This is a genomic window from Streptomyces sp. NPDC014623, assembly GCF_043088245.1.
Lineage (GTDB): Bacteria > Actinomycetota > Actinomycetes > Streptomycetales > Streptomycetaceae > Streptomyces.
Window position 1 is genome coordinate 166,030 of sequence record NZ_JBIBZU010000017.1, and the last position, 14,476, is coordinate 180,505.

General features: G+C 71.0%; 13 protein-coding genes and 1 pseudogene. 5 read left to right on the forward strand and 9 right to left on the reverse strand.

Annotated elements, in window-relative coordinates:
• Positions 1-37: 37 nt before the first annotated feature.
• The 6 genes and pseudogenes from ACF1FZ_RS25850 to ACF1FZ_RS25875 form a co-directional block, all read right to left on the reverse strand.
• Positions 38-1,138 (reverse strand): glutamate--cysteine ligase, encoded by a 1,101-nt coding sequence (locus ACF1FZ_RS25850; protein WP_391775787.1) that lies wholly within the window; start codon positions 1,136-1,138, stop codon positions 38-40.
• A 520-nt stretch (positions 1,139-1,658) separates the two neighbouring features.
• On the reverse strand, positions 1,659-1,985 hold the full coding sequence (locus ACF1FZ_RS25855) for a plasmid stabilization protein (protein ID WP_391775788.1): 327 nt from the start codon (positions 1,983-1,985) through the stop codon (positions 1,659-1,661).
• A 203-nt stretch (positions 1,986-2,188) separates the two neighbouring features.
• Positions 2,189-4,033 carry a thiamine pyrophosphate-requiring protein gene (locus ACF1FZ_RS25860; protein WP_391775789.1) on the reverse strand — a complete coding sequence of 615 codons (1,845 nt, stop codon included), beginning with the start codon at positions 4,031-4,033 and terminating at the stop codon, positions 2,189-2,191.
• 325 nt (positions 4,034-4,358) lie between these two features.
• The gene (locus ACF1FZ_RS25865) at positions 4,359-4,769 is read right to left on the reverse strand and encodes a four-helix bundle copper-binding protein (RefSeq protein WP_391775790.1); all 411 of its coding nucleotides are present in this window, start codon (positions 4,767-4,769) and stop codon (positions 4,359-4,361) included.
• Between the two features lie 216 nt (positions 4,770-4,985).
• Positions 4,986-5,709, reverse strand: a pseudogene (locus ACF1FZ_RS25870) (MsnO8 family LLM class oxidoreductase).
• 100 nt (positions 5,710-5,809) lie between these two features.
• On the reverse strand, positions 5,810-6,604 hold the full coding sequence (locus ACF1FZ_RS25875) for an MBL fold metallo-hydrolase (protein ID WP_391775791.1): 795 nt from the start codon (positions 6,602-6,604) through the stop codon (positions 5,810-5,812).
• 82 nt (positions 6,605-6,686) lie between these two features.
• Here ACF1FZ_RS25875 and ACF1FZ_RS25880 point away from each other — a divergent pair, with 82 nt between their 5' ends.
• From ACF1FZ_RS25880 to ACF1FZ_RS25895, 4 genes are all read left to right on the forward strand, one after another.
• Entirely contained in the window at positions 6,687-7,289 is a 603-nt protein-coding gene (locus ACF1FZ_RS25880; RefSeq protein ID WP_391775792.1) for a CGNR zinc finger domain-containing protein, read from the forward strand.
• Between the two features lie 634 nt (positions 7,290-7,923).
• Positions 7,924-8,835, forward strand: a complete 912-nt coding sequence (locus ACF1FZ_RS25885) for a MerR family transcriptional regulator (RefSeq protein WP_391775793.1) — start codon at positions 7,924-7,926, stop codon at positions 8,833-8,835.
• 757 nt (positions 8,836-9,592) lie between these two features.
• On the forward strand, positions 9,593-11,170 hold the full coding sequence (locus ACF1FZ_RS25890; RefSeq protein ID WP_391775794.1) for a hypothetical protein: 1,578 nt from the start codon (positions 9,593-9,595) through the stop codon (positions 11,168-11,170).
• A 109-nt stretch (positions 11,171-11,279) separates the two neighbouring features.
• A complete protein-coding gene (locus ACF1FZ_RS25895; protein WP_391775795.1) occupies positions 11,280-11,885 on the forward strand; it encodes a class I SAM-dependent methyltransferase in 606 nt (201 codons plus the stop codon).
• A 292-nt stretch (positions 11,886-12,177) separates the two neighbouring features.
• Here the strand turns inward: ACF1FZ_RS25895 and ACF1FZ_RS25900 are convergent, their stop codons facing one another.
• The gene (locus tag ACF1FZ_RS25900; protein WP_391775796.1) at positions 12,178-12,348 is read right to left on the reverse strand and encodes a hypothetical protein; all 171 of its coding nucleotides are present in this window, start codon (positions 12,346-12,348) and stop codon (positions 12,178-12,180) included.
• Between the two features lie 167 nt (positions 12,349-12,515).
• Between ACF1FZ_RS25900 and ACF1FZ_RS25905 the strand changes: the two genes are divergently transcribed.
• Positions 12,516-12,956 carry an ATP-binding protein gene (locus tag ACF1FZ_RS25905; protein WP_391775797.1) on the forward strand — a complete coding sequence of 147 codons (441 nt, stop codon included), beginning with the start codon at positions 12,516-12,518 and terminating at the stop codon, positions 12,954-12,956.
• A gap of 126 nt (positions 12,957-13,082) precedes the next feature.
• Here the strand turns inward: ACF1FZ_RS25905 and ACF1FZ_RS25910 are convergent, their stop codons facing one another.
• Positions 13,083-13,256, reverse strand: a complete 174-nt coding sequence (locus ACF1FZ_RS25910) for a CsbD family protein (protein WP_391775798.1) — start codon at positions 13,254-13,256, stop codon at positions 13,083-13,085.
• A gap of 205 nt (positions 13,257-13,461) precedes the next feature.
• Positions 13,462-14,310, reverse strand: coding sequence for a rhamnogalacturonan acetylesterase (locus ACF1FZ_RS25915; RefSeq protein ID WP_391775799.1), 849 nt, complete (start codon positions 14,308-14,310; stop codon positions 13,462-13,464).
• Positions 14,311-14,476 lie beyond the last annotated feature (166 nt).

Consider the following 14,476-nt stretch of genomic DNA (forward strand, 5'->3'; position numbering starts at 1 on the left):
GGACAGTCATGCTGTCGATCCGAGCGGGGCCGGCGCGTCAGTTTGCCGTGGTATCAGCGACGATCAGTTCGGTGACCGCCTTGAGGCCGCCTGCTCCCAGTGCCCGCCGCTGGCGATCGGCGGGCGTTCCCTGCCGCAGCAGCCGGTGTACGAGTGCGGCGACTTGCCGGGTCTCACCTGCCGCGTCCAGCGCGGGCGTGATGTGCTCCATGAGCTGGGCGACCGCGTCACCGGCGCTGACCCGTGTACCCGTGGCAGTGATCAGTTGTCCGCCGAGACCGTGCCGCGCAGCCTGCCAGGTCGCGGCCTGCAGCACTTCGGGGAGGTGGCGGACGGTGGGCCTTCCCGCTTCGGTTTCCTGGATGGCGGCAGTCACCAGTGCGCGTACGATGCCGGCGAACATGACCGCCTCATCGGCCCGTAGCTGTACGTCGCAGCACCGGACTTCGACGGTCGGGTAGCGGTCGGAGAGCCGGGCCTGCCAGTACAGCTGTCCCGTGTCCTGGATGATCCCGCTGCGCAGGAGCGTTTCGACCCGTCTCGCTTCGTCCGCCGCGTCCTCGAAGGCGGGAGGCGGCCCGCTGACGGGCCACCGGTTGAAGACCACTGTGCGCCAACTGGCGAACCCGGTGTCCTGACCGTCCCACAGCGGTGAATTCGCTGACATGGCGATGAGGACGGGGAGCCAGGGGCGCAGACGGTTCAGGACGGCCACGCCGGCCTCACGGCTCGGCACCGACGCGTGCACGTGCATGCCGTTGATCATTTGCTCGGCCACCAGCTGGGGAGCCTGTGCGCGCAGGGCGCGATACCGTGCGCGTTCGGTCACGGGGGCGGACGTCCCGCCCCTGAGAGGCGGAGTCCCGCAGGCGGCGAGCTGACATCCGTACTCTTCGGCAGCGGCATTGGCGGCGAGCCGGAGACGCAACAGATGGCCACCGACTTCCTCGAGCTGTCCGCACACGGGCGTGGCCACTTCCACCTGCGCCTGCAAAAGCTCCGGTTGCATTTCACCGTCACCGGCGATCGCGGTCATTCCTGCGGCAGCTCTCACCTGTTCCCCCGCAGGGACTGGCAGCCCGGTCAGCGAGTCGAGCAACAGGTATTCTTCTTCCACTCCGACGGTGACCGGCTCCATCGGGCCAGTGTCAGGGCTCCCTCAGCAGGATCAGCGCACGACACGGCGGCAGTGCCGGAACATGCGCGACGCAAGAAGTGACGGGCGGCCCCTGCTCCGCGTCTCCGGGACATCGCGCTGGCCCTGCACCGTGAGCCCGAGCCCGCCTTCGGGGAGCACTTCGAGCACTTCGCGGCGGGCTTGCTCGTGAGGGAGCCGGATCGCGCCGGATTCACGGCCAAGCGGGGATCGCCGGCATGCCCACCGCATTCGTCGCCGGAGCCGGGGACCGTACACGACCCCGGGTGGGCACTGCTTCTGGAATACGACACGTTGCCCGGCCTGGGGCACGCCCGCGGCCACAACCTGATCGCCGCCGGCCTCGGAGCGGCGCTGTCACTGCACGGTCCCCTCCCTCAAGCGGCCCCGGGGCACCCCTGAGGCGGTGCGTGCGTTCCCGCCACCGCCCGCCCGGTGCGTGCCGGCCCTCGGCCCGGTGGGCGGGGACAGCGCGGCAGCGCACAAGGCCCGTGGCGCGTGCTCAGCGGCCCAGGGCCTTGCTCAGCTGGTCCTTGTTCATCGACGAGCGTCCTTCGATGTTCTTCTTCCTGGCCTCCTCGTAGAGCTGGTCCCTGGTCGGCCCTCCGGCGCCGCTGTGTGAGCGCCGGCCGCCGCGCTGAGAAGCCGACTTCGGGTCATGTGTGGATGTCCTGCTCGCCGACTCCGACTCTCCTGAGCGGGCCCGTTCCTTGTTGACCGTGCGAGCGGCGATCTCCTTCGCCCTCTTCTCGGAGGTGCCGCGCTTCTCCGCACCTTCCTTGATGTGCTCGTACTGGCGCTCACGCTTGGGGCTGGATCCTGCGGGCATGGCATTTCTCCTTCTCTCGAGCGGGCCGGCAACAAGCCTCCGCGACGTGCGGCAAACGAACGGCTACCCCCATCACACGCGCAGAACCAGGTGCTCGCGATCCGGGAGGGCACCTTCCACGGCGTAACCAGCCCGCAGATGTCCGACGCGGGAAGGCCGGCCGCGCGACGACGTCAGCCGTGCACCGGTGGGGTGCCGGTACGTCACTCGTTCTCTTCGGTGCTGTCGTGCTGTCCGGCGCCGGGCCGGTCGGCGCGGTACCGGCTTCCGGGCAGCATCTCCTGGACCTTGGCTTTCAGCCCTTGCCTGACCATGGAGCCGCGGTCGCTGTCACCGTGCAGGATCGCGGACGCCGCAGCCTCGATCTGGTCCAGCGAGGCGTGCGGCGGGATGGGAGGCACGGCCGGATCGGTGCGGAAGTCGATGACGAAGGGGCGGTCAGCCGAGAGAGCCTGGTCCCATGCGGCCTCGACGTGCTCGGGCTTCTCCACCCGCACACCGCCGAGCCCCAGGTGCTTGGCGATTTCCGCATAGGGCAGATCCGGGAGGTGCTGGGACTCCTCGAACTGCGGGGCTCCGGTCAGAGCCCGCATCTCCCAGGTGACCTGGTTGAGATTGCCGTTGTTCAGCACCGCCACGATCAACCTCGGATCGGACCACTCACGGTGGTACTTCGCAGCGGTCACCATCTCCATCATGCCGTTCATCTGCATGGCACCGTCACCGACGAGCGCGATGGCCGGCCGGTCCGGATGGGCGAACTTGGCGCCGATGGCGTACGGCACGCCGGGACCCATCGTCGCGAGCGTCCCGGACAGGGAGCCGCGCATGCGTCCGCGCAGGCGCAGGTGGCGGGCGTACCAGTTGGCGGCGGAACCGGAGTCGGCGGTGATGATGACGTCATCGGGCAGTTTGCCGTCCAATGTGTGGACCACGTACTCGGGATTGACGGGGTCGGCCTCCACGGAGGCGCGGCGCTGCATGACCTCCCACCAGCGGTCCACGTTCTCCTCGACCGTGTTCCGCCACACGCGGCTCTCCTTGCGGTGCAGGCGTGGCAGCAGCCGCTGCAACGTCTCGCGGGAGTCGCCCACGAGGTTCACCTCGAAGGGGTAGCGCAGCCCGATCATGTGCGGATCGATGTCGATCTGCACCGCCCGTGCCTGGTCCAGCTCCGGCAGGAACTGGGTGTACGGGAAGCTGGAGCCGATCACCAGCAGGGTGTCGCACCCCTGCATCAGCTCGTAGGAGGGGCGGGTGCCCAGCAGCCCGATGGAACCGGTCACGTACGGCAGGTCGTCGGGCAGGACGTCCTTGCCCAACAGGGCCTTGGCCACTCCGGCACCGAGCACGTCCGCCAGACGCTCCACCTCGTCCCGCGCCCCGCGAGCGCCCTGCCCGATCAGGACGGCAACCTTCTCACCGGCGTTCAGCACCTCGGCGGCGCGCTGGATGTCCTCGTCGGCCGGCACCGGTGCGTAGCGGCCCAGGCCCAGGCTGGACGGCACCATCTTGAACGCGTGCGTCGGCGGGCTGTAGTCCAGCTCCTGCACGTCGGCGGGCAGGATGACCGCGGTGACGGTGCGTTCGGCATACGCGGTACGCATCGCCCGGTCGATCAGGTTCGGCAGCTGCTCCGGCACCGTCGCCGTCTCGCAGAACTCCGACGCGACGTCCTTGTACAGGCTCTGCAGGTCGACTTCCTGCTGGTACGAACCGCCCATGGCGCTGCGGTCGGTCTGCCCCACCAGCGCGACCACGGGAACGTGATCGAGCTTGGCGTCGTACAGGCCGTTCAGCAGGTGGATCGCACCCGGTCCGGACGTGGCCGCGCACACCCCCACCTTGCCGGAGAACTTGGCATACCCGACGGCCTGGAAGGCCGCCATCTCCTCGTGCCGGGCCTGGATGAACTTCGGCTTGTTCCCGGCTCGCCCCCAGGCCGAGAGCAGCCCGTTGATTCCGTCGCCGGCGTAGGCGAAGACGTGCTCCACGTCCCATTCGCGCAACCGCTGGAGGATGTAGTCGGACACCTTCGTGCTGGTCATGAGAACTCCGTCCTTGTCCCGTCCGCTCTGTCGTGCCCCCCGCAGCCCTTCGTCCACCGGTCCGTCGCAGACGGCGCCGGGGCGACCGCCATGACCGTCCTGGGGAAACGGCGCACTTCGGCGCTGGCCCCGGGGGCCGGACCGTCGCGTCTCCCGCCTGCCGTATTCGAAACGTTGTCGTTCGTCCCCGGCACCTCGCCCTGTCCCTGGGGGTGCCCCCGCTTCCCGCCCGTGGAGGAACTTCTCCTGCCGGCGCCTGAAGCCGGCCTGGCAGAAGTGCGGGCGCACGGCCACCGCGTGCTCCGGCGCGGGTGAGCGCCGGCCGTCAGCCCAAGGACGTGAGCAGATCGTTGCAGGCCTGTTCGCAGCGACGGCACACATCGGCGCAGACCCGGCAGTGATCATGCTGGTCGGCATGGTTCGCGCACTCGTCCCCGCAGACCTCGCAGACCGTGGCGCAGGCCAGGAGGATGGCTCGGGTGATGGTGGCGTCGTACCCCGTACGGCGTGAGAGGACGGTGGCGGTCGTTCGGCAGATGTCGGCGCAGTCGGCACCGGTACGGATGCACCTGGTGAGATCGGCGACCGCCTCTTCCGCCAGACAGGCGTCCGCACACGCTGTGCACGCCTGGGCGCAGGCGATGCACTCCTCGATACAGCGGATGAGCTTGTCGCGGTCCATACCGCCCAGGGCGGCGGGGTAAGCATCGAGCATGTCCTCGATCGCAGTGGCCATGAGTGCCTCCAACAGGGTGGCGTCGTGTGCGGCAGTTGTCGCCTCCTACGGGTAACACCGGAGCCCGGCGGCGAAACCCGTCGCGGAGGTGACCGGGTCCGCATCGGTGCTGTTGGCCCGCTCCGGTCTCCGACGTGGGCCGGCAGGCGCCAGGCCTGGGTGTTCTGTCCGCGGAGGGTGGCCGGCCTCGGCGGGCGGAGGCCCGCCCGCTCCGCGTCAGTGCGGGCTGTCGGGCATGCCGTAGGCGTCGGCGATCAGCTCGATGGAGCGCAGCCGGGCCCGGACGGAGTGGCCGACGCCGCCGATCATGAGCTCGTCGGCGCCGGAGTCCCGCTGGACCTGGTCCAGGTGAGCGGTGACCTGCTCGGGGGTGCCGTGCGGGACGTGGTCCAGCCAGCTGTCGACGGTCTGGTGTTCCTGGGCGTCGTAGGTGTAGGCGTCCACTTCCTCGGGGGACGGCAGCAGGTAGGACTTGCGCTGGAACATGCGGAGCACGGCGTGTGCGGAGGGCGCCGGCCGTGGCGTGATCGGTGCCCGGGGCGCGGCCCAGGCCCAGATCGATGCGGCCGGGGGCGAGGGCTTCCAGCATGCCGAACTGTTCGGCGACGACCAGTGGCGGGTGGTTGGGCAGCATGATTCCGCCCGCGCCGAGCCGCAGCCTGCTGGTCTCCGCGGTGAGCCGGGGCAGCAGGACGGGCGGGCTGGAGGCCGAGACGCCGGGCATGGCGTGGTGCTCGTTCGTCCAGTAGCGGGTGAAGCCGCGCCGGCCGGCGAGCCGGGCGAGTCCGATGCTGCCGGCCAGCGCCTCCGCGGCGGTCCGGCCGGTGCCGGTCATGGCGGAGTCCAGTACGGACAGGGCGGCGGGGGCGGAGCCGCGGCGGACGCCGCGGACGGGGTCGGTCATGCTCGTGCGGCCCTTCGTTTCCAGGGCGTGCGGCATACGGGGGGGCGGGGCGCCGGGCACCGGCCGACAGGTGTGACGGGGGCTTTGCCGGCCGGTACCCGGCCATGTCCGGCGTGCGGGCCCGGCGTGCGTGAGGTCAGCCGCGGACGCCGAAGTCGACGCGGTCGGTGAGGCCGGCGGCGGCAAAGGCCGCGACGAGCTCGTCGCGGCCCTCGGTGAAGTGGGCCCAGCTGTCGTAGTGGACGGGAACCACGCGGCCGGCGTCGAGGATCTCCGCGGCCTCCGCGGCCTGGGCGCTGTCCAGCACGATCACCTCGCCGTCGAAGACCTCTGTGAAGCGGGGCGCTCCGGCGAAGAGGAGGGCCGTGTCCACCGGGGCGAAGCGCTCGGCGATCTGCTTGACCGCGTCGAGGGAGGCGTTGTCGCCGCTGACGTAGACGGTGGGCAGGCCTTCGCCGGTCAGGACGAAACCGACGACCTGGCCGGTGATCGGCTCCACCTCCTCGCGCGGGCCGGGACCGTGGATGGCGGGCACGCCGGTCACGGTGACCGTGCCGGGCCCGCCGTCCCGGCGCTCGAGCTCGATCGACTGCCAGTCGGCGAGGCCGGTCGCCGCCTCGCCGAGACGCTCCCCGCCGCCGGGGGTGGTGAGCGTCAGCGGGACGTCGGTGAGCAGGGCCCGGCCGGAGGTGTCGAGGTTGTCGGCGTGCTCGTCGTGGGAGAGCAGGACCACGTCGACGCGGCCGAGATCGGCCGGACTGCCGTCAGCCGCCGCCGTCTTGGTCAGCACGGCGGCCGGTGCCGGGTGGTCACCGGGGCCGTCGAAGGTCGGGTCGGTGAGAACGCGCAGGCCGCCGTACTCGAAGAGGGCGGTCGGGCCGCCGAAGACCCGGACGGGGAACGGAGCGGTCTGCAGGACGGGGGAAGACACGAAAGAGGTTCCTCACGGATAGATTGGTTATTAACCGTGAGTCGACTGTATGTGTGTCTCACGGATGAACGCAACCCGTACCATGAGGAGCGTGGAAGAGTTCGTGAGGGAAGAAACCGTCCTCCTGCCGGCGCCGGGGGAGGCGGAGCACCCCGCCCTGGCCTTGGCCAACAGCGCCGTCGCACTGCCCGGCGGGCACACGGCCGACCTCCTGGGCACCCCGGCACGGGCCGAGCAGTGGCTGGCCCGGCGCGGCCTCGCCCCGGCCGACGCCGGCTTGGAGGAGGTGTGCGCGACGCAGTTGCGCTCGTTGCGCGAACAGGTCAGGTCGCTACTGGCCTCCCGTATCGCCGGGCAGCCCGCCCTGCCCGCCGCCGTCACGGCGGTCAACGACGCGATGACCCGCGTCCCGACCGCTTCCCTGTTGCTGTGGGACGAGAAGACCGGCCCCTACCGGGCCGCACCCCACCCCACCACCGCGATCGTCGAGCACGCCCTGGCGGCCATCGCCGCCGATGCCGCCGACCTGCTCACCGCTCCCGACGCCGTCCGCCTGACCGCCTGCGCCTCCCCTCCCTGCAACCGCTTCCTGCTCAGGCATGGCCGCCGCCAGTGGTGCTCCACCCGCTGCGGTGACCGCGCCCGCGCTGCCCGCGCCTACGCCCGTCGCACCGCGGTGGAGTGAAAACGCCGCATCGCCGACCTGACAGGACGCGACAGCACCCGTCCCCGGCCCGGCCAGGTCTGCGCAGCCCCCGACGCACTGCCGACGCGGACACATCGACCGCCGCCCGCCCGAACCCGAGGCGGGAATCCGGTGCGCAGGCCGCACGAGGCGGCCCGGTGCCCCGGCCCGCCCTCGCGTCCGCAGGGCCGAGCGGCCGTGGCGGGAGTGTGTGGCGAGTCCTGCAACCCCGGGCCATGGCGGTGGCGCCAAGCCGGTGATCATGTGTTTGACGCAGGTCGTGAGCGGGTCTGTCGCAGTCCGGTGTTCGGGTGGGGGGCTGAGCCTGGAGCGGGTCGTGCAGCTCGATCTGTGCGACAGCCCGCGGGGCCCGTCGTTCTTTCCGGGGCCCTGGGTCCCTGGCCCGGGGCCCCTCTCGTTCGCGTGATCGGCCGGATCGGTGACGTGACTTCGGAGCCCTTGAAACTTTCCCGTCCGATCCGATCCGATCGTTCCGCGGTCCGGCCGAAGGCGAGGAGGCGCATGCTGTCCGCGCCGGCGGTGGTGAGGGAACTCGGCCGTGCTCCGGAGAACTCACGGATGCCGCACCGAGGCGCTTGAGTCTCCAGCGGCTGGAGGGTCCAGGATCCTGCTCATGGAAGACGAACGCCCCGACATGCTCACCATCGGCCGGCTCGCGCATCGCACGGGACTTCCGGTGCGTACCCTGCGCTTCTGGTCGGATGAGGGAGCGGTGCCGCCCGTGGCCCGCTCCGCGGGCGGCTACCGGCTGTACGACGCCGAGTCCGTGGCCCGTGTCGAGCTGGTCCGCACCCTGCGGGAACTGGGCCTCGGGCTCGATGACGTGGGCCGCGTCCTGAGCGGCCGCAGCACGGTCGCCGAGGTCGCCGACGCGCATGTGACCGCACTCGACGCGCAGATCCGCTCGCTCAAGGTGAGCCGGGCCGTCCTGTCCACCGTGGCGAAACGGGGTTCGACCGTTGAGGAGACAACACTGATGAACCGGTTGGCGCGGCTTTCCGCCGCCGAGCGCACGCAGATCATCGACGAGTTCAAGGAGGAGGTGTTCGGCGGTCTCGACGCCGACCCGCGCCTGCGCGACCGCATGCGTACCTACAGCATCGAACTGCCCGACGATCCCACACCTGAGCAGGTCGACGCCTGGATCGAGCTGGCCGAGCTGGTGCGGGATCCCGCTTTCCGCGCACGGTTGCGCACATGGCTGGAGCTCAACACGCCCGCACCGGGACAGGGCCGTCCCTCCGGAGCGTCCATCTGGTGGGCCAGGCATGCCGTGCATACCGTCGCGGAGGTCAGAGAACGCGGGGTCGCCCCCGAAGGGCCGGAGGCGGCCGAGGTGCTGTCCGAGCTGTTCGGCGACACCGACCGGGCCGCCGTGCTGCGCAACCTGGAGGCCGGGATCGAGGCGGGAGCGGAGCACTACCGCAGGCTCGTCGCCCGTGTGCGCGGGCAGTACTCGTCGCCCGACGCGTCCGAGGAGCTGGAGTGGATGGCACGGGCCCTGCGCGCCGCAGATCAAGCCTGACCGGCCGTATCGTGCTTGTGCACCGTCGCGTGAGTTCCCCTGGGCCCAGCTGAGTCCCTCTCCCCGTGGCCAGGGGTTCTTCCTCGCTGCCGAGGTCCTCGGGCTCGATGAAGAAGAGCGTGATGCGCTACGCGGACCCCGCACGCGTCCTGCCGGCACGGCGCGCCGAGGCCGGCCCCGCGGGGGGAAGCGTGAACCGGCGGGCCCGTCCCCCGGGATTCGAGGGCGTCCTCGATGTCCGCGAGAGCCGTCTTGAACTGCTCGGGTCAGGCGTCGCGCCGGGGGCACCGATGGGGCCGGCCTGTGCCGGCGCCGGGCGGACCTGCCGACGTCTTCCGGGCCGGTACCCACTCCGCTGCCCGTCCTCCCGTGAGGGCGGCACCCGTGGGCTGCGGGAGGACGAGTCTTTGAAGTCGTGGGGGCGGGGCGATCAAACCATCGACGACTACGACTACGACGCCGCGGGCCGGCCCGGTGCGGGCGCCTTCACTCTGCGGACGGACCGCGAAGGCGGCGATCGTGGTATCCGCGCATACCTCGTCCGTCGGTGCCCCAAGCCTGGAACCGGGGCCCCACCTCGCGCAAGGAAGCCCGGTGGTCTCCACGCGACACCCCACGATCGGGTGCTGCGACGGCCCAGTGGACCCACCCCCACGCGTCCCACGGCATCCGTGAGGATTTTCCCCGCCGCCCCCCTTCTGTTGGCCGGACCTGGCTACCTTCGCCTCGCCCGGTCCGGCGCAGGAGAGGTACATCCATGAGCCCCCCGATCCACCGCACCTCGACACGGCAGTCCGCAGCCGTCCTGACGTCGGCCCGGCAGCCCCGGGGAGGGAGCAGGACCGGGAGTGCGTCCGCACGTTCGACGGAGCCCCCCTTCCTCGGCATGCAGTCCCGCGCCGGCAACCGGGCCACGGCCGAGGCGGTACAGCGCGCCCGGGACGCCCCGAGAGGGAGGGCGGCGGAGAACGGCGACGCGTCCGCCGGAGCGGAGAAGAAGAACTATCGTGACCGGATCGCGGGGCTCCTCGACAGGTTCAAGAAGAATCTCGAGCCCATCGACACCTTCATCAAGGGCTTCCAGACCCCCACCAACGCGGCCGTCACCCAACAGGCCGCCGTCGCGGCCAACGAGGGCCTCAAGCACTCCGCCGCCGCCTCGGGAACCTCCGCAGCGGCGGGGAACCTCCTCACGGAGGCCGCCGGAACCGCGGTCAGTGGCATGGACGCGTACAAGAACATGAAGGACGCCAAGAAGCACGAGACCGGGGCCGCCCACCACACGGCGAAGAAGAAGGCCAAGACCAAGGGGGTCGACACGGTCGTCGGCGCCGCCGGTTCGGGAAGCTACAGCGCCGCCATCGCCAAGGAGGTGACCAAGATCCAGAAGGCGGCGGACGCCGCGGTGGCGTCCGAGGCGAGCGGTGTCGCCAGTGCTTCCGTCGGAGCGATCAAGGGCATGCGTTCCGCCCTCCGCGTCGGGGGAGCGGCCCGCAAGTACAAGCAGGTCAAGAAGCTGGGAGATCCCCACCTCGTCCATGCGGGGTCACTGGCCCGGCTGAACGAGTCGCGGGAGCAGGCCGACTGGGCCGCAGCGGAGGCTTACGTCGCGCTGGACGCCTACTGGAACCATGAGGGCCAGGGACGGCTGGAGCTCGTTTCCGAGGCCATCGACGCCGCCTGGGAGGCGATGGGGGAAGCCCGTGACGCCGCCGAGAGCCTCCGGCGCGCCGAAAGAGACGTGGAAAAACTGCGCATGGTGCAGGAGTACGCGAAGAAGAAGCAGCTCGCCAAGATGGGCAAGGAGACGGTCGGCGCCGGGGGCGAGTCCACCAAGGCCGCGGCCGGCGTCGTGACGGCGGTCGCGGCGGGAACAGCCGGGCTGGCGAGCAACCCGGTCGGATGGGGCCTCGCCGGGGCCGGGGCCGGCCTCGTCCTCGGCGTCACCGCGTACAAGGCGCTCCGCGCCGCCACGAAGCGCTACGAAGAGGTCCACCACCCCGAGCGCTGGGCACCTGAGGGCGAGACCCCGGCGGAGGCCGCGTCCCGCAAGGAGTCGCTGAAGCATGCCCTGAAGTTCTGGAAGAAGGTGTCGAAGGGCGAACGCCAGGCCATGGCGCGCGAGATCTACGCCCTGGCGGCGGGTCCCGGCGTCTCCGGCAGCGGCAGCACGACGGACGAGATGCGGGAGTCCGCCAGGGCCTTGCTCGTCGCTCTCAAATGCGGCCCCGCCAAGCACGAGCTGGAGCCGGAAGCGTGGGCCGAGACCCTTGACGACCCGGCGAAGAGCGCCGACTGGATCAAGGAGATAGCGGAGCAGCTGGCCTCGGGGTGACCCGGAGGCGCCACCTCTGTGGCTCCACGCGAATCGCTCACCGCGCCGCCGCCCAGATGTCCGCCCGACAGGGAAACCGCCACCACCCGGGCGCCCTATAGTTGGCCCCATGAACCGCTGGACGGAGTGGACCGGGAAAACGTCCGGGGAGGACTACGCCGCACGATTCGCGGCCCTGGCCCGTAGTGGCGAGGACGTACACGGTGAGGCGCGGTTCTGTGCGGCTCTCGTGCCCGCCGGAGCGCGGGTGCTGGACGCCGGATGCGGGACCGGGCGGGTCATGATCCGGCTCGCGGAGCTCGGGTACGACTGCGTCGGGGTGGATCTTGACGCGTCGATGCTGGCAGTGGCGCGGAAGCAGGCACCGGAACTGCCGTGGTTCCAGCTCGATCTGGCCGGGTTCGAGCCGGCCCTGCTCGGCATCGCAGCGGACTTCGATCTCGTCGTCGCCGCGGGCAATATCTTCCCGTTGCTGGCCCCCGGAACCGAGGCCGCGGTGGTCGAGCGCCTGTCCGCGGCCCTGCGCCCGGGCGGCCTGCTGGCCGCCGGTTTCGGTCTGGACGAAGCCCACCTGCCCGTGCCGCCCGGCCTCACGCTGCCGGAGTACGACGACTGCTGCGCCGCGGCCGGCCTCACCCTCGTCGACCGCTTCGCCACCTGGGAGGCCGACCCTTACGACGGCGGTGGGTACGCCGTCAGCGTCCACCGCCGGTGAGGACGTGCTGCGTGTCCGGACGCCCGGCGATCCACTTGACCGCACCGGCCCGGCCGGGCCTCGCGGGTTCCGGCAGCCCGCCGTGCCGTCGGCCCAAGCCGTTCATCAGGGGACTTACGGGGAGCCGCCATGAACGGCATCCTTCCGGGTCTTCGATGACTCCGTCGGACACCGGGACGATTCGGACAGAACGGTCCTGACCCCGAATCGGTTCGTGGCCGGGACCGCTCCGCGTGGTGCGGGGGAGGAAGCTCGGGTGAGCGGTCGCCCGCACCGGGTCACGCCGATGCCGTCAGCGTCCGCGGGAGGGGCGGCCGGCTCCGATCCCCGCGACGTGCAGGGCGAGAAGTGCCAGGCCCAGGGGCATCACGTTCACGCAGGAGGAGACGTCGTTGGTCGTGATGTCTGCTGCGTTGACCAGGAAGGCGATGACGAACAGGACGGCCGCGGCTGTGCCGGGCACGGAGTGTTCCTCTCGAAGGGGGCGAGGTGCATGTGCCCGGACGGTCCACGGGCAGGCCCCGTTTCCGCTCCGGCTTCGGGACGCCGGCCGGACTGGGCACCGGGGTGCGGGGGTGCACCCCGAAGGCGGGGGTAGGAGGGTGAGGAAAGCCGAACGAGGGAGGGGTGATGACGAAGGACACGTCGCTGCGCGCGGTGGGATGGGCACAGTCGTTTCCGGTCTCGCAAGGGGTGCGGGCCGGCCGCCGGTGGACGCGGGAGCACCTGGCGTCCCTGGAGTGGGCCGAGGACGCCCCCGAGACGGTGGACGCGATATTGCTCAGTGTTTCCGAGCTGATCACCAACGCGCACGTGCACGCGCACAGCGACGCCCAGCTGATCCTCACCTGGGACAGCCACTGCCTGCACGTGAGTGTCCACGACTCCGACCCTCTGCCCCCCGCCAAGCAGCCCGAAGATCCCACGACGACCGGAGGGCGCGGGCTGGCCATCGTCGACGCGCTCTCCGACGGCTGGGCCACACATCCGCAGGCGTCGGGCAAGACCGTCACCGCCTGCTTCGTACCACCGGGCGCTCCGAAGCCCGGACACGGCGAGGACCTCAGCTGAGCTCCAAACGGAAGCGCCCCGGAGCCGGCCCGGCGTACGCCTCACGCCCGTGTCGCCCGGCATGTGTGTGGCCCGGCAGGGCCGGGCCACACACCTCACGTGGAGAGCTTCGCGCTCCCGCAGGAGTCAGTGCTTGAAGGCGTCCTTCGCCTTCTCCTTGGCCTGGCGGGCGTCGCCCTTGGTCTGGTCGGCCCGGCCTTCGGCCGTGAGGCGTTCGTTCCCGACCGCGCGGCCCGCGGCCTCCTTGGCCTTGCCCTTGGCCTGCTCGGTCTTCGCCTGGGTCTTCTCATCGGCAGCCATGTCATTCACACCTTGCTCTGCTCGGAGTCAGGAACACCTCTCGGGTGACCGGTAGCAGCACGCGCAAACACCGCAGCGGTGTCCGGGTTTCCGACGGCCGTTGTCACCCCCGTGACCCGAACAGCCGAACCGTGTGTGCTCCGCCCGCGCGTCCTCGCCGGTCCGGTGCCCCTGCGGGCCTCACCGGACCGGTGCCGGAGGCGCTTCAGCCGGCGGCCGCGGGCACCACCTCACCCGAGAGCGGCAGTCCCAGCCGCGCCACGGCCCGGGAGACGAGGCGGGCCATCTCGATGGCGCCCCGCTCCTGGAAGTGGGTGTCGTCCTGGGCGCCGCCGGGGAAGTTCGGGTACCGTCCGGCCTCCAGCCACAGGAAGATTCCCTTGGACGCCTCCACCCCGACCCCGTCGAGGTAGGCCCGGCTGGCCGCCGAGAGATCGACCAGCGCCGCCCCCTCCTCCTGCGCCACCGCCTTCGCGGCGTCCACATACGCGGGGAACGAGACGTTGAACTTCCCGGTGGACACGTTGTAGGAGCGCCGTGACACCGGCGTCACCACGACCGGTGTAGCGCCCAGGGCCCGGGTCGCGCGGATGTAGTCGTTGCGCAGGTACTCCTTGTAGTCGGCAGGAGGCGTGTACCGCTCGGCATTGCTGACGGTCGCGTCGTTGTGCCCGAACTGTACGAAGAGGTAGTCCCCGGGCCTGATCAGGCCGTGGATCGCGGCCAGCCGTCCCTGCTGGACGAACGACCGTGAACTACGCCCGCCGATGGCACGGTTGGCAACGGTGATGTCCGAGGTGAAGTACGAGGAGAGCTTCTGCCCCCACCCGGCCTGCGGGTAGTAGCCCGAACTGTACGTCTGCGCGGTGGAGTCGCTCGCGATGTACACGGTGGCGGCCGCCGCCGCACCCCTCCCGGCGGCTGCGGAGGAGCCGGCGGCGGAGGCGGTGCGGGCAGTGCCCAGGGCACCCGCGGCGCCGGCGCCGAAGGCGCCCGCGGCGCCGAGGAGGAAGCTTCTGCGGCTGGTACCGCTGACCATGGCTGTAGCGCTCATCCGACCTTCTCTGCGAGTTCGTCGAGGAATCGTCGGAGTTCAGTGGCAGCAGGTACGGAAAAGGTTGCCGGGACCGGCCGGGGGCCTGGGCGCAGCGCCTCCTCGGAGGCGTCGCAGTGCGTCGCGTGCGGCGACCGGCCGAGAAGCCGGCCCGCCTGTCCAGTGG